12 protein-coding genes and 1 pseudogene are annotated in these 15,687 nt (G+C 64.9%); 5 read left to right on the top strand and 8 right to left on the bottom strand.

The window, feature by feature from the left end:
- Positions 1–281: 281 nt before the first annotated feature.
- From QY049_RS29805 to QY049_RS29790, 4 genes and pseudogenes are all read left to right on the top strand, one after another.
- Positions 282–3,665: a helicase-related protein gene (locus tag QY049_RS29805; protein WP_258764728.1), complete on the top strand. Its 3,384-nt coding sequence runs from the start codon at positions 282–284 to the stop codon at positions 3,663–3,665.
- Positions 3,666–3,678: 13 nt separating this feature from the next.
- A pseudogene (locus QY049_RS29800) lies at positions 3,679–3,951 on the top strand (RNA-binding S4 domain-containing protein); the annotation flags it as partial.
- Positions 3,952–4,094: 143 nt separating this feature from the next.
- Positions 4,095–4,433, top strand: a complete 339-nt coding sequence (gene fdxA / locus QY049_RS29795) for a ferredoxin FdxA (RefSeq protein WP_194479143.1) — start codon at positions 4,095–4,097, stop codon at positions 4,431–4,433.
- Between the two features lie 349 nt (positions 4,434–4,782).
- Complete coding sequence (locus QY049_RS29790; RefSeq protein WP_194479144.1) at positions 4,783–5,604, top strand: CarD family transcriptional regulator; 822 nt, start codon at positions 4,783–4,785, stop codon at positions 5,602–5,604.
- Positions 5,605–5,687: 83 nt separating this feature from the next.
- On the opposite strand, the gene QY049_RS29785 is transcribed toward QY049_RS29790, so the two are convergent.
- The 8 genes from QY049_RS29785 to cyoA form a co-directional block, all read right to left on the bottom strand.
- Entirely contained in the window at positions 5,688–7,079 is a 1,392-nt protein-coding gene (locus tag QY049_RS29785; RefSeq protein ID WP_258767108.1) for an adenylate/guanylate cyclase domain-containing protein, read from the bottom strand.
- 137 nt (positions 7,080–7,216) lie between these two features.
- Positions 7,217–7,750 carry a response regulator transcription factor gene (locus QY049_RS29780; protein WP_258764729.1) on the bottom strand — a complete coding sequence of 178 codons (534 nt, stop codon included), beginning with the start codon at positions 7,748–7,750 and terminating at the stop codon, positions 7,217–7,219.
- Complete coding sequence (locus QY049_RS29775) at positions 7,740–9,125, bottom strand: ATP-binding protein (RefSeq protein ID WP_194479146.1); 1,386 nt, start codon at positions 9,123–9,125, stop codon at positions 7,740–7,742. Before QY049_RS29775 ends, QY049_RS29780 begins: the two co-directional genes overlap by 11 nt.
- Positions 9,097–9,945 carry an SURF1 family protein gene (locus QY049_RS29770; protein WP_258764730.1) on the bottom strand — a complete coding sequence of 283 codons (849 nt, stop codon included), beginning with the start codon at positions 9,943–9,945 and terminating at the stop codon, positions 9,097–9,099. The genes QY049_RS29775 and QY049_RS29770 overlap by 29 nt, the downstream gene beginning before the upstream one ends.
- Positions 9,942–10,322, bottom strand: coding sequence for a cytochrome o ubiquinol oxidase subunit IV (cyoD, locus tag QY049_RS29765; RefSeq protein ID WP_194479148.1), 381 nt, complete (start codon positions 10,320–10,322; stop codon positions 9,942–9,944). The genes QY049_RS29770 and cyoD overlap by 4 nt, the downstream gene beginning before the upstream one ends.
- Positions 10,319–10,948, bottom strand: coding sequence for a cytochrome o ubiquinol oxidase subunit III (gene cyoC / locus QY049_RS29760; RefSeq protein ID WP_258764731.1), 630 nt, complete (start codon positions 10,946–10,948; stop codon positions 10,319–10,321). Before cyoC ends, cyoD begins: the two co-directional genes overlap by 4 nt.
- Positions 10,949–12,946 carry a cytochrome o ubiquinol oxidase subunit I gene (gene cyoB / locus QY049_RS29755; protein WP_194479150.1) on the bottom strand — a complete coding sequence of 666 codons (1,998 nt, stop codon included), beginning with the start codon at positions 12,944–12,946 and terminating at the stop codon, positions 10,949–10,951. It lies immediately after the preceding gene.
- A gap of 11 nt (positions 12,947–12,957) precedes the next feature.
- Positions 12,958–14,136, bottom strand: a complete 1,179-nt coding sequence (gene cyoA / locus QY049_RS29750) for a ubiquinol oxidase subunit II (protein WP_194479151.1) — start codon at positions 14,134–14,136, stop codon at positions 12,958–12,960.
- Between the two features lie 182 nt (positions 14,137–14,318).
- On the opposite strand from cyoA, the gene QY049_RS29745 reads away from it, so the two are divergent.
- Positions 14,319–15,656, top strand: coding sequence for an MFS transporter (locus QY049_RS29745; protein WP_258764732.1), 1,338 nt, complete (start codon positions 14,319–14,321; stop codon positions 15,654–15,656).
- The last annotated feature ends 31 nt before the right edge of the window (positions 15,657–15,687 follow it).

Raw genomic sequence — 15,687 nt, 5'->3', positions numbered from 1 at the left:
ACTTAAGGAATTCCGCCCCCAAATCGTCGCTTGTGCGACGGCCCAAAACTCCATCTAGTGCGCAGGAAACAAGGGCCCCGCGAGATGTTGCGTGAACGTAACGGGACTCCGGGGGGAGTCAGCGATTCGGCCGCGATTCGTTCTAGAGTCGTTCCGAAGCTTAAAGCGCGAGGGAAAAGCGTCGCAAAGTGAGACAGTTGCGCGAGTGTCGCGCGCCCGCACCCCGCCGCCCCAGATAGCACTGACATTCGCCAAAATCGCGATTACCTAATAAGCTGGACATGGCCTTTCCTCCTTCCCCCTTCGCTTCCGAGCGCGCGCCTGGCTCCGGCGTCACCGCGGTGCTCGGTCCGACCAACACCGGCAAGACCCATCTCGCCATCGAACGGATGCTCGCGCATTCCTCGGGGCTGATCGGCCTGCCGCTGCGCCTGCTCGCGCGCGAGGTCTACAACAAGATCGTCGCCCGCGTCGGGCCGGAGGCCGTCGCGCTCGTGACGGGCGAAGAGAAGATCAAGCCGAAGAACCCGCGTTACTGGGTCTCGACCGTCGAGGCGATGCCGCGCGATCTCGATGTCTCCTTCCTCGCCGTCGACGAGATCCAGATCGCCTCCGACCTCGAACGCGGCCACGTCTTCACCGACCGCATCCTCAACCGCCGCGGCCGCGACGAGACGCTGCTGCTGGGCGCGGCGACGATGCGCCCGATCATCGAGCGGCTGCTGCCGGGCGTGTCCATGATCACGCGGCCCCGCCTGTCGCAGCTCGAATTCGCCGGCGACCGCAAGATCACGCGCCAGCCGCGCCGCACCGCCATCGTCGCCTTCTCCGCCGACGAGGTCTACGCCATCGCCGAGCTGATCAAGCGCCAGCATGGCGGCGCGGCCGTGGTGCTCGGCTCGCTCTCGCCCCGCACGCGCAATGCGCAGGTCGAGATGTTCCAGAACGGCGACGTCGACTATCTCGTCGCCACCGACGCCGTCGGCATGGGCCTCAATCTCGACGTCGACCACGTCGCCTTCGCCTCCGACCGCAAGTTCGACGGCTACCAGTTCCGTCGCCTGACGCCGGCCGAGTTCGCGCAAGTCGCCGGCCGTGCCGGCCGCGCCACCCGCAACGGCACCTTCGGCACCACGGGCCGCTGCGGCCCGTTCGAGCCCGAGCTGGTGAACGCGCTCCAGAACCACGTCTTCGATCCCGTGAAGATGCTGCAATGGCGCAACTCGAAGCTGGATTTCTCCTCCCTCGGCGCGCTCCAGGTCTCGCTCAACCTCGCCCCCGGCCACGACACGCTGACGCGGGCGCCGATCGCCGAAGACATGCGCGTGCTCGACCACGCCGCCCGCGACGGCGAGGTGCGCGATATCGCGCATGGCAAGGCCGCCGTGGAGCGCCTGTGGGAAGCCTGCCAGGTCCCCGATTACCGCAAGCTCTCGCCCGCCGCCCATGCCGAGCTGGTGACGACGCTCTACGGCTTCCTGATGCAGAAGGGCTGCATCCCCGATTCCTGGTTCGCCGCCCAGGTCGACCAGGCCGACCGCGTCGACGGCGACATCGACACGCTGTCGGCCCGGATCGCGCAAATCCGCACCTGGACCTTCGTCGCCAACCGCCCGGACTGGCTGAAAGACCCCGAACGCTGGCAGGGGACCGCGCGGGAGGTCGAAAATAAATTATCGGATGCGCTCCACGAACGCTTGACTGAGCGTTTCGTTGATCGCCGGACCAGTGTATTGATGCGCCGCCTGCGGGAGAACACGAGCTTGAATACGGAAATCGGCAAGACCGGCGAAGTCATCGTCGAAGGCCATGTCATCGGCCGCCTCGATGGCTTCACCTTTGCACCGGATGCGGCGGAAGCCGGCTCCGATGCGAAAGCCTTGCAGGCTGCCGCGCAAGCGGTGCTCGCCGGCGAGATCAATGCGCGCGCCGAAAAGCTCGGCAACGCGCCGGACGACCAGTTCGTGCTGACGTCGGACGGCACCATCCGCTGGACCGGCGACGCCGTGGCGCGCCTCGTCGCCGCGGAGGAGGCGCTGCATCCGCGCATCCGCATCATCTCGGACGAGCGGCTGACCGGCGGTCCCCGCGACAAAGTGCAGGCGCGGCTCGACCTCTGGCTCAAGACCCATATCGAAAAGCTGCTCGGCCCGATGTTCGAGCTGTCGAAGGCCGAGGACGTCACGGGCATCGCCCGCGGCATCGCCTATCAGCTGGTCGAGGCGCTCGGCGTGCTCGAGCGCCCGAAGATCGCGAACGAGCTGAAGGATCTCGACCAGCCCTCGCGCGCGACGCTGCGCAAATACGGCGTCCGCTTCGGCGCTTACCACATCTATTTCCCCGGCATCCTCAAGCCCGCCGCGCGTGCGCTGGCCGCGCTCTTGTGGGCGTTGAAGCAGGACAATGTCGATCTCTCGGCATTGTCGGGTGCGCAGCATCTGGCCTCGTCCGGCCGCACCTCGTTCCCGGTCGACAAGAGCTTGCCGCGCGATGCCTATCGCGTGCTCGGCTACAAGCAGGCCGGCGAGCGCGCCGTCCGCGTCGACATTCTCGAGCGCCTTGCCGATCTGATCCGCCCGGCGCTGGCATGGCGCGAGAATTCGCCCGGCGAAAAGCCCGCCGGCGCGTTCGACGGCCGCAGCTTCGTGGTGACGCAGGCGATGACCTCGCTCACCGGCTCCGCCGGCGAGGATTTCGCCTCGGTGCTGCGCGCGCTCGGCTATCGCATGGAGAAGCGCCCGCCGCTGCCGCCGAAGCCGGCCGCGCCTGCTGCTGCGGAGGCACCTGTTGCTGCGGAGGCGCCGGCTGCTGAGGCTTCCGCCGAGACGCCTGCTGAAACGACCGACGCCGCGATCGAAGTCGCTCCGGAAGCCGTCACTGTCGAAGACGCGCCCGGCATGGAGCAGCACGACGAGCCCGCTCACGAGGAGCCGGCGCTCGAAGCCTCGCCCGAAGCACCCGTCACGCCGGAAGATGCCCCCGGCATCGCCCCTCCGGCGGAAGAGCCTGCGGCGCCCGCAGAGGCTGCAGCAGAAGCAGCTCCCGCCGAGACCGCTGCAACGGAAGCCATCGCTTCGCCCGACGCCGCTGCGCCTGCTGAAGCCGTTGCCGCGCCCGCCGAGCCCGAGCTGATCGAAGTCTGGCGTCCCGGTGGCCGTCACGAGGATCGCAAGCCGCGCCACGAGCGCCATCGTCATCAGCGCCACAACAACCAGCGTCCGCAGGCCGGCGCTCAAGCCGGCGCTGCGTCCGCTGAGGGCGAGGCCGCGCAATCGGCCGATGGCGAGAAGCGCGGGGAGCGTCATCGTCACGGCGGCCATCGTCGCGATGCCGGCAGAGATTTCCGCAAAGGCCGCGAAGGCGGCGAGGGCGGTGAGCGCCGCGACGACCGCAATCGCAGCTTCCAGGGCAAGGATCGCGACAACAAGGATCGCGATCGCAACCGCGACAACAAGAAGTTCGGCGGTGATCGTGACAAGGGCCGCGACAATCGTGGCCGCGACCGTGACAAGGGCCGCGACCGCCGGGATCGCGAGTCCGGTCCGTCGCTGCGCCCCTACGCATCGAGCGCGAACCCGCGGGAGCGTGATCGCCCCGCGGACCCGAACTCTCCGTTTGCCAAGCTCGCCGCGCTGAAGGAGCAACTCGCGGGTCGGAAGGAGTAATCCCACGACCACCGAGCGGCAGCGTCTCGATAAATGGCTGTGGCACGCGCGGGTGGTGAAGGCGCGCACCTCCGCCGCCGAGCTCGTTGTGACAGGCCATGTCCGCATCAACGGCACGCGCGAGAAATCACCCGGCCATGCGATCAAGCTCGGCGACGTCATCACCGTCGCGCTCGACCGCACCGTGCGTGTGCTGAAGGTGACCGGCTTCAACGAGCGCCGCGGCGATGCCGCCTCGGCGCGCGTGCTCTACGAGGAGCTCGGCACGAAGAGCTCGGCGACGTAAAGCGCAATTAATTGCGCTTCGTATTCATTTCTTGGTCGATCAACCACATAAAGCCGTCATGATCGGGGCTTCCCGACCTTGCAGCGCGGAGCCATCCGCGCTACGCAAGCCGCGACTTTTAAAAGAGCTTTTCGGAGCGTTGGATGACTTACGTCGTCACTGAAAACTGCATCAAGTGCAAGTACACCGACTGCGTCGAGGTCTGCCCGGTCGACTGTTTCTACGAGGGTGACAACATGCTGGTCATCCACCCGGACGAGTGCATCGATTGCGGCGTGTGCGAGCCGGAATGCCCCGCCGACGCCATCAAGCCGGACACGGAACCGGGCCTCGAAAAGTGGCTGGAAGTGAACACCCAGTACGCCAAGAGCTGGCCGAACATCACCCAGAAGAAAGAATCACCCGACGACGCGAAGGAATTCGACGGGATGGAAGGCAAGTTCGAGAAATATTTTTCTCCGAACCCCGGCTCCGGAGACTAAATTCCGGCCCAAACTTAACCCTAATACTTTCGGCAGCGCCGAAAACCAGCCCTCAAGACCCCTAAATCATTGATTTTTGCGGGAAATGTGCTATATTGAGCACATTAAGCTGAACCCCCGTCAGCCCAGTTGGCCCCGTTGGGTTCCCGTGAAACCAAATGTCGAACAGGGGCGTGGCAGTTTCCGCGCGCAGGCTGTGTCACAGAAAACGCGTAAAAAGAGTACTTCAGCGAGGGCTTCCCATAAGGAGGCCAAAAAAGTCGCCGCGGCCAGCCGTAGCGCATCCAAGGGTCGGACCGCCGCCAAGGCGCCGCCGGCTGCAAAGTCCTCGAAGAACAAAAGAAGCGCAATGCCTAACAAGACTGCCAAACCGGCCGCGAAAGCGACCGTTGCCAAGCCTGCTGCTGCCAAGGCTCCCGCTGCCAAGCCCGTTGCTCCGAAGGCTCCCGCTGCTCCGAAGGCTCCTGTTGCTGCCGCCCCCGCCAAGGCCCCCGTCGCTGCTGCCAAGCCGGCCGTGAAGGCCGCTGCGCCCGCGCCGAAGGTCGAGGAAAAGAAGGTCGTGACCCAGCGCCAGGGCTTCAAGGCCAATGAATTCGTCGTTTATCCCGCTCACGGTGTCGGCCAGATCCTGGCCATCGAGGAGCAGGAGATCGCAGGCGCGAAGCTCGAGCTGTTCGTCATCAACTTCATCAAGGACAAGATGACGCTGCGCGTTCCGACCGCCAAGGTCGCCAACGTCGGCATGCGCAAGCTGTCCGAGCCCGCCCTCGTCAAGAAGGCGCTCGAGACGCTGAAGGGCCGTGCCCGCGTCAAGCGCACCATGTGGTCCCGCCGCGCCCAGGAATACGAAGCGAAGATCAATTCGGGCGACATCGTCGCGATCGCGGAAGTCGTGCGCGACCTCTATCGCTCTGAATCGCAGCCCGAGCAGTCCTACAGCGAACGCCAGCTCTATGAAGCGGCGCTCGATCGTCTGTCCCGCGAGATCGCGGTGGTGCAGCACTCGACCGAGACCGAAGCGGTCAAGGAGATCGAGGCCCAGCTCGCCAAGAGCCCGCGCCGCGCGAACGCCAAGGCGGAAGCCACCGACGGTGAAGGCGAGGCGGATGCCGAGGCCGATACCGACGACACCGATGGCGACGACACCACCGTCGCCGACGAGGCCGCGTAAGCGCTTCGCGGCGTTGTTCGCAAACAATCGAAAGCCCGGCCGTTTGGCCGGGCTTTTTGTTCGGATACGTGTTCGAGCCTTCCCTACAGCGTCGCGCGCGGCTGGGTCCAGATCGCAATCGGCCGCTCGAGTCCGCGGATCGCTTGAGGATCCTGGGCGATCAACGATGCAAATGTTTCGGCTGCGCTGCCGAGTTCCAGCTTGGCGCGACTGACGAGATCGTTGCTTGCCACCAGCGCGCAGTCGAGCCTGCGCGTGAGCGCCTCCAGGCGGCTTGCGGCGTTGACGGTGGCGCCGATCACGGCAAATTCCAGACAGGTGTGCCCGATGTCCCCGAGCACCACCGGCCCGTAATGCAGGCCGAAACTGACGCGCATCGGCGGTTCGCCGGACGCCGTTCGCTGCGCATTCCAGCTGTCCGCCGCCGCAATCATGGCCTGGGCACAGCGCAACGCGTTGCTGGCGTCACGCTCGCCTGCGAAGGGCGTGCCGAATGTCGCCATCAATCCGTCGCCCAGATATTTGTCCAGCGTGCCGTCGTGGCGGAAAACCTCCTGCTCCATCAATGCGTGGAATTCGCGCAACGTCCGCACGACTTCCTCCGGGGTGCGCGCATCGGCAAAGGCCGTGAAGCCGACGATGTCCACGAACAGCACCGCGACGTCTTGCGTGCGCACCTGCTTCAACGGCTCGTCGTGCTTCGATAACTCAGTGACCACATTCGGTGAGAAGTAGCGCGCAAGGTTGCCGCGTTCTCGTTCCACCGAGGCGTGCCGGATCAGCAAATCATTGCTGCGGCTGGCTGCGAGCGCCAACGTCACGGCCACGATCATGAAGACGACGATTTCCTGGATTCGGATGCCGAATCCGATCGCGGTCGGCGAGATCAGCGCGAGCAGCCTGTGATCGCTGCCCACCGCGTCCGCAATGCGGGCGGTCAGCGCGGGATCGTGGTCGGGCTGCCACCACACCCAGGCCACGCCGATGATCCAGAGCGCTGCGGTCCATGTTCCGACCGCAACCACGGTCCGCCAGGAATAGGCCAGCGTGGCGCCCGACAGCAGCACGAAAAAGTAGATGAAGTTGCCAAAGTGGTACTGCATCGCCGCCGGCCAGTGCGTCGTGCCGAATGGGTTCGGGACGACGATGACGAATGTGAGCAGCGCAAGGTCGCAGAACAAAAGCGCCAGTTCCGACCGCGATACGCCGACCCGCCCAACCCTGACCTGGGCCCAGCCGATCAGTGCGAACAGGCCGAGCAGCACGACGTAGTACAACTGCTCCCAAGCCGGGTTGATGGCCAGCAGGAGACAGGCGATGACGGCCAGCGCGATATACCGCGCCCGTACCGCCAGTTGCAGGCCCTCCTTCTTGCCGGCTTCGAGTGCCGCCTGCGCAAATTGAACGGTCTCGATATCGCGCTGGTCGCGCGCGCGCGACGACGCGGCGGGCGAGTCGAGGCGCTCGACGAGCATTGTCACGGGGCGGTCTCCTCGCTTGGATCGTTGCAGCCCAGCGGCGGCCGTCAACCGCCGCATCCGGCAGTCTAGTGATGCCTGGCGGCGAGGTCATCAGCCCGGGTGAACGTTTTCCTCCCCGCGCGGCGAACCGCTCACTTCACCGGCCGCTTCTCGAGCTTCCGTGCCAGCGTGCGCCGGTGCATGCCCAGACGTCTTGCCGCTTCCGAGATGTTGAAATCCGTCTCGATCAGCGTCTGGTGGATGCGTTCCCATTCCAGCGTCTTGATCGAGGTCGGCCGCACGTCCAGCGCGACCTCGGCGTTGCCTTCGGCCTTGGTGAATGCGGCTTCGATGTCATCGGTGTTGGAAGGTTTTGCGAGGTAGTGGCAGGCCCCGAGCTTGATGGCCTCGACGGCGGTCGAGATGCTGGCAAAGCCCGTCAGCACCACGATCAGCATCTCCTCGTCGTGGCTGTGCAGCAGTTCGACGCAGGCGAGCCCAGAGGCACCGCCGAGCTTGAGGTCGACCACGGCGTAGCCGAAGGATCGGTCCTCGAGCGCCTTCCGGACATCCTCGATCGAGGCGGCGAGCACGACCTCATAGCCGCGGCGCTCGAACGAGCGCTTCAGCGTGCGCGCAAAGCCTTCGTCGTCCTCTACGACAATGAGCGAACGGTCAGGCGTCAAAACTGCCTCCGATCGCGAGTGTGGCGAGCGGCAAGGTCAGGCGTACCGTCGCGCCGCGCTTCCTGTGGTTCTCCGCGGTCACGCTGCCCCCGAGCTTGCGCACCACGTTCACCACCAGGAAAAGGCCCAGCCCGCCGCCGGCACGGCCCTTGCTCGACTGATAGGGCTTTCCGAGCTGCGCCAGCATTTCCGGCGCGAAGCCCGGGCCGCGGTCGCTGATCGAGAGCACCAGATTGTCGCCCTCGCGTTCGGCGACCAGCTCCACCCACTCGCGCGAGACTTCATAGGCATTGTCGAGCACGTTGAAGATCACCTGCTTCAGCGCGATGTCGGAGACGATCGCGACGTCCTCGCCAAACGTGTTGGTGAAATAGAGCGTGCGCGCCGAGCGGGCGTCGCGCCATTCTTCGACCAGCGCGGTGACGAAGGCCGTTACCGTCGTCGGCGATGATCCTTCGCCGCGAGCCTCGCCGGCCGACACCAGAATGCCCGTCACGATGGACTTGCAGCGTTGCAGCGAGGTTTCCATCTCCGTGAGATCCTCGGCAAGCTCCTGGTCGGCGGTAAGATCGGGCATGCGGCGCCAGTCGCTGAGGATGACCGAGAGCGAGGCGAGCGGCGTGCCGAGCTCATGCGCTGCGCCGGACGCCAGCAGGCCCATGCGGACGATATGATCCTGCTCGGCGGCGTGCTGGCGCAGCGCCGCCAGATGCGCGTCGCGCTGGCGCAAATTCCTGTTGATGCGGGTGACGAACACGACCAGCAGCACTGCGTTGAGGGCGAAGCCCAGCAACATGCCGGCGACCGTGAGCGTGTAGGTCTCGCTCAGCGGGTTAGGCGGCAGGTCGAGCGGCCGGTAGGCCATCGTCAGCCAGACGAAGCTCGCGCAGGTCAGCGCCACCAGCGACCAGGTCGAGCGGGCATCGAGCAGCACGGCGCCCAGCGTCACCTGGAGCAGGAACAACGACGTGAAGGGGTTGGTGGCGCCGCCGCTGAGATAAAGCTGCGCGGTCAGCGCCGCGACATCCAGCATCAATGCGACCAGCAGCTCGTTGTTGGTAATCGCGGCGCGATGGCGCACCCAGACCAGGCTCGAGACATTGAGAAACACCAGCGCGCCGATCACCGCTCCCATGCGGGTGAGGGGCAGGGGAATGCCGAGCCAGAAATGCACGCCGCCGATGGTCACGATCTGCCCGACCACTGCAGTCCAGCGCAGCTGGATCAGCAGCGCCATGTTCTTGCGATTGGTTTCGTCGTCGGTGGGGGCAGCGCCGATCAGCTCGCTGCGCGCGTCCGCCTGCGATTGCAGCGTGACCGCCTGCTCGCCGTAGGTGTTCCCGTCGTCAGGTCGGTTCGACGATCGTTCCAGCATCTGATCCCGTCCTGCGGGCGGAGGCATCGAAGCCGCCGGCCGCTTCGTGGACGAAGCGCGTGCGGCGGAACAGCCCGCCGCGGAATGTGACGAAAAGTCTACCGGCCAGCATGAAAGCCAGGGCAAACCACGTCAACGCGTAGATCAGGTGGTTATTGGGAAAGCGGATCACGGTCAATCCGCCGATTGGACCGTTGCCGACCTGTGATCCGGCGTCGGCATCGATGAAGAAGGGCGCGACCTTTTGGAGGTCGCGCGCGGCCGCGATCGCGGCGACGTCCCGCGAATACCAGCGGTTGTGCTGGGGCACGTTGTCCCTGAGGAAACCGCCCTTCGGCTCGGTGATGCGCAGGAGGCCGGTGACCTCGACCTGGCCGGCGGGATTGCCATCCTTGCGCGTTGACGGGTCGCGCCGCTCGGACGGCACGAAGCCGCGGTTGATGAGGACTTGCGTGCCATCAACGCGCTGGAGCGGCGTCAGCACCCAATAGCCGGGGCCTTCCTCGGTGACGGCCTGCACCAGCGTCTCGCGGTCGTGCAGGAAGCGACCGGAGACGCTGACGTGCCGATATTCGTCGCTCGCGGCGGAGACCGCAGCCCATGAAGCGGGCGCGGGGATCGGCTGCGCCGGAGCATGGACGCGCTGCTCGACGCGGTCGATGAGCGCGAGCTTCCAGGTGCGGCGCTCGACCTGCCAGACGCCAAGCGCGATCAGAACGACGAAGGCGGTGAGCGAGAGGACCGTGAGCCACAGGGACGGACGCGCGGCCCCTGCGGGGCTGCGCGGTTCGTCATCCCCAGGTCTTACGGGAATGCTCACTTCATTCCCGTCATTTCGTGCATCGGCATCATGTTGCTGTTGAGGTGGTTCATCACCCACAGCGAACCGGACAGCGCGATCACCACCATGACGATGGTGAAGATCAGCGCCATCATGCTCCAGCCATTCTCGGACTTCGGGCTCATGTGCAGGAAGTAGATCATGTGCACGACGATCTGCACGACCGCGAAGGCCATGATGACCAGCGCGGTGATCTGCTTGCTCGGCAGCGCGCCGCTCATCACCAGCCAGAACGGGATCGCTGTGAGCACCACCGAGAGCACGAAGCCGAGCATGTAGCCCGAGAACGTGCTGTGGGCGTGGCCGTCGCCGTGGTGATGGTCGTCGGCGTGAGCGGCGTGGGTGTCGGTGTTCATCGCAGAACTCCCAGGAGATAGACGAAGGTGAAGACGCCGATCCAGACAACGTCGAGGAAGTGCCAGAACATCGACAGGCACATCAGGCGACGGCGGTTGGCCTCGATCAGGCCGAAACGCCCGACCTGCACCATCAGGGTCACCAGCCAGATCAGGCCGCAGGAGACGTGCAGGCCGTGGGTTCCAACCAGTGTGAAGAAGGCTGACAGGAAGGCGCTGCGCTGAGGCGTGGCGCCTTCATGGATCATATGAGCGAACTCGGTGAGCTCGATGCCGATGAAGGCGGCGCCGAACAGGCCGGTGATCAGGAGCCACATCTGCGTCTGGGCGACCTTGTTCTGCTGCATCGTCAGTATGGCGAAGCCATAGGTGATCGAGGAGAGGAGCAGCATCGAGGTGTTCACCGCGACCAGGTCGAGGTCGAACAGGTCCTTCGGCGCGGGCCCGGCGGCGTAATTGGCGCCGAGCACGCCGAAGGCGGCGAACAGCATCGCGAAGATGAGACAGTCGCTCATCAGGTAGATCCAGAAGCCGAGCGAGGTGCTGTAGCCTTCCGGATGCGGATGCTCGTCGGCGAGGTAGAAGACCGGTTCGCCGGTCTGCGAAGGATTGACGGCGACAGTCATTTACTTGGCTCCGGCGAGCAGTTTGGTGCGCGCGTCCTCGGTCCGGATGACGTCGTCAGCCGGAATGTCGAAGTCGCGGTGATAGTTGAAGGTGTGGCCGATTCCGACGACCAGCATGGCGATGAAGCTCGCAGCCGCAAGCCACCAGATGTACCAGATCAGTCCGAATCCCATCGCGGTGGCGAGGCCGGCGAGGATGATGCCGGTGCCTGTGCTGCTCGGCATATGGATCGGCTTGAACCCGGTGAGCGGACGCTGATAGCCGCGCTTCTTCATGTCCCACCATGCGTCATTGTCGTGAACGACGGGGGTAAAGGCGAAGTTGTAATCCGGCGGCGGCGAGGAGGTGGCCCATTCCAGCGTGCGTGCGTCCCAGGGATCGCCGGTGACGTCCTTGAGCTGCTCGCGCTTGAGGAAGCTGACCGCGAACTGCATCAGCATCGAGAGAATGCCGAGGAAGACGAGGCCGGCGCCGATCGCGGCGATGATGAACCAGATCTGCAAGCTCGGATCGTCGAATACGCGCAGGCGACGGGTCACGCCCATCAGGCCGAGCACATAGAGCGGCATGAAGGCCATGTAGAAGCCGGTGACCCAGAACCAGAACGACAGCTTGCCCCAGAACGGATCGAGCCTGAAGCCGAACGCCTTCGGGAACCAGTAGTTGATGCCGGCAAATGCGCCGAACACCACGCCGCCGATGATCACGTTGTGGAAGTGCGCAATCAGGAACAGGCTGTTGTGCAGGACGAAGTCGGCCGGCGGGACCGCGAGCAGCACGCCGGTCATGCCGCCCAGCACGAAGGTCAGCATGAAGGCGATCGTCCACAGCATCGGCAGCTCGTAGCGGATACGGCCGCGATACATCGTGAACAGCCAGTTGAACATCTTCGCGCCCGTCGGGATCGAGATGATCATGGTGGTGATGCCGAAGAACGAGTTGACGCTGGCGCCCGAGCCCATCGTGAAGAAGTGGTGCAGCCAGACCAGGTACGACAGGATGGTGATGACGACCGTGGCGTAGACCATCGAGGTGTAGCCGAACAGGCGCTTGCCGGAGAAGGTCGAGGTCACTTCCGAGAAGATGCCGAAGGCGGGGAGAACCAGGATGTAGACTTCAGGGTGGCCCCAGATCCAGATCAGGTTCACGTACATCATCGGGCTGCCGCCGAAATCGTTCGTGAAGAAGTTGGTGCCGACGTAGCGATCGAGCGCGAGCAGCGCGAGCACGACGGTCAGGACCGGAAATGAGGCGACGATCAGGATGTTGGTGCACAGCGAGGTCCAGGTGAACACCGGCATCCGCATCATGGTCATGCCGGGGCATCGCAGCTTGACGATGGTACAGATCAGGTTGATGCCGGATAGCGTCGTTCCGACGCCGGCGACCTGCAATCCCCATATGTAATAGTCGACGCCGACGTCTGGACTGTAGCCGATGTTGGACAGCGGCGGATAAGCCAGCCAGCCGGTGCGGGCGAATTCGCCGATGAACAGCGAGAGCATCACCAACACCGCACCGCCGACCGTCATCCAGAAGCTGAAATTGTTCAGGAACGGGAACGACACGTCGCGGGCGCCGATCTGCAGCGGCACCACGAAGTTCATCAGGCCCGTCACCAGCGGCATCGCCACGAAGAAGATCATGATCACGCCATGGGCGGTGAAGACCTGGTCGTAGTGATGGGCGGGAAGGAAGCCTTCGGAGCCGCCGAACGCCATTGCTTGTTGCGCGCGCATCATGAGGGCATCGGCGAAGCCCCGCAGCAGCATCACGATGCCGAGGATCATGTACATGACGCCGATGCGCTTGTGGTCCACGCTGGTGAACCATTCGCGCCAGAGATACCCCCAGAGACGGAAGTAGGTCAGGCCGGCGAGCAGCGTGATGCCGCCGAGCGCGACGACCGCGAAGGTGCCGACGAGGATCGGCTCGTGCAGCGGCAGCGAATCGATACCGAGACGGCCGAAGATGAGCTTGAGGAGATCAGGAGACATGCGAGCTCTCTTTAGGAGTCTGACTTCAGGGAGTCTGACTTGGGACGTTGTCCCAGGAAGAAGGACGAGGACTTCAGCGGCGCGAAGGTCGGCCGCTTCAGGCCGGCGCCGATAAGCGGCGCGGTGTCGAGCGGCGCCTTGATCGAAGCCGTGGTTGCGCCGCCTTGCGGCGCATCCGGCGTGCAAGTGCCGGCGACGAAGCTCGGTTCGGGGCCGAAGGCGGTGCCGCGGCGGGCGTATTTGTCGTAGGAGAGCGGGAGGGTGTTGTTCAGGCCCTCGTGGCCGTTGCCGCCTTTGGCATCGATTGCCATCATCTCGCTCTGGCACATCTTCCCGGTCTCGACGCACATGTTGAGGATCAGGCGGTAGAGATCGGCATCGACGGTACCCCAGCGGCGGACCGGCTCGTTTTCGCTCGGCTTTTCGAGCTGGAGATACTCAGTGCGGCCGAGCGAACCACCGGTGGACTTGGCCTGCGCGACCCAGGCGTCGAAGCCCTTGTCGTCGAGGCCCTGGAAGTTGAAGTGCATCCCGGAGAAGCCGGCGCCGCTGTAGTTCGCGGAGAAGCCTTTGTAGGTACCGGCGTGGTTCACGACGGCGTGGAGCTTCGTTTCCATGCCCGGCATCGCGTAGATCTGGCCGGCGAGTGCGGGGATGTAGAAGGAGTTCATCACCGAAGAGGCGGTGATGCGGAAGTTGATCGGACGATCGACGGGCGCGGCCAGATCGTTGACGGTGGCGATGCCGTAGTCCGGATAGATAAAGAGCCACTTCCAGTCGAGCGCGACGACATCGACCTCGAGCGGCGCCTTGGACTGGTCGATCGCGCGATCGGCATGGATGCGGCCGAGCGTGCGATAGGGGTCGAGCAGATGCGTGCCCATCCAGGTCAGCGCGCCCAGGCAGACGATGATCAGCAACGGTGCGGACCAGATCACCAGCTCGAGCTTGGTGGAGTGATCCCAATCCGGCTCGTAGCGGGCCGAGGTGTTGGACTGGCGGTAACGCCAGGCGAACATCACCGTCAGCGCCATCACGGGGACGACGATCAGGAGCATCAGGATGGTGGAGATGATGACGAGGTCGCGTTGTTGCGCCGCGATATCGCCGGCTGGCGCCAGCACGACGTAGTTGCAGCCGCTGAGCGCGGCTGCCAGGGGTAGCAGCGCCAGGATCTTGAGACGGGACACGGGCCGAGCCTTATGAGAATGAGTTTCCTTTGCGGGGCCAATGGGTAGCTGCGGCGCAGCAATCCGGACATTGGACAATTTGTCCAATGTTGCACTGCGGGATGTTGGGCCAAACAGGACCAGATCGCCTGGCGTCCCGCCGGGGGGTCGGCTTTGGTTTTCAGGACGTTAAGGGCGCACGCATGGCGACGGCACAGACCCCCGCAATGGCGGATATCCACTCGGGCGAGCACGGCCACGACCAGGCCAGCCCCGGCGAGATCGCCATCGGCGTCATCATCGGCCGCACCTCGGAATTCTTCGACTTTTTCGTCTACGCGATCGCCTCGGTGATCGTGTTTCCCCGCCTGGTGTTCCCGTTCACGAGTGAACTGACCGGCACCCTTTATTCCTTCATGATCTTCGCACTGGCCTTCGTCGCCCGGCCGATCGGCACCGTCATTTTCATGACGGTCGACCGGGAGTACGGCAAGACGGCCAAGCTGGTTTCGGCGCTGTTCCTGCTCGGCACCGCCACGGTCGCGCTGGCGTTCCTGCCCGGCTATCACGACATCGGCGTTGCCGCGATCTGGCTGCTGGCGCTGGCGCGTCTCGCGCAGGGTCTGGCCTGGGGCGGCGCCTGGGACGGCATGGCCTCACTGCTGGCGCTGAACGCACCGGCGTCCAAGCGCGGTTGGTACGCGATGGTGCCGCAGTTAGGGGCGCCGCTCGGGCTGATCGTGGCTAGCGCGCTGTTCGCCTATTTCGCCGGCAACCTCTCGGCCGACGATTTCTTCGACTGGGGCTGGCGCTATCCGTTCTTCGTCGCCTTCGCCATCAACGTCGTGGCGCTGTTCGCTCGCCTGCGCATGGTGACGACGGAAGAATATGCCTCGCTGTTCGAGACCCGCGAGCTGCAGCCCTCGCGCATCTCCGACACGGTTGCCCGCGAAGGCCACAACATCATGCTCGGCGCGTTCGCGCCGCTTGCGAGCTTCGCGCTGTTCCACATGGTCACGGTGTTTCCGCTGTCCTGGGTGTTCCTGTTCACCCGCGAAAGCCCGGTGCGCTTCTTGATCATCGAGATCGTCGCGGCCGTCTTCGGCGTCGCCGCGATCGTGGCCTCCGGCGTAATCGCCGACCGCGTCGGTCGCAAATCGCTGCTGATGGGGTCGGCGATTGCGATCGCGATCTACAGCGGCTTTGCTCCGCAATTGCTCGACGCCGGCGCGTTCGGTGAGACCATCTACATGGTGATCGGCTTCATCCTGCTCGGCCTCTCCTTCGGTCAGTCCTCGGGCGCGATCGCCTCGAACTTCAAGCAGATGTACCGCTACACGGCATCCGCGCTGACCTCTGACATGGCCTGGCTGTTCGGCGCCGGCTTCGCGCCGCTCGTCGCGCTGCTGCTCGCCACCAATCTCGGCGTCATCGCCTCGGGTGCGTACCTGCTGTCGGGCGCGTTCTGGACCCTGCTCGCCCTCTGGCTCAGCGGCCAGCGCGAGGCGGGCGATATGGACGCGGGCGAATCGTCGACCTGACATTTCCCGGGGCGGCGCGGTCCATGCATAT

This window comes from Bradyrhizobium sp. WYCCWR 13022, from assembly GCF_030435535.1.
In the GTDB taxonomy this organism is placed as follows: Bacteria; Pseudomonadota; Alphaproteobacteria; order Rhizobiales; family Xanthobacteraceae; genus Bradyrhizobium.
This window is presented reverse-complemented; position numbering and strand designations above follow the sequence as displayed.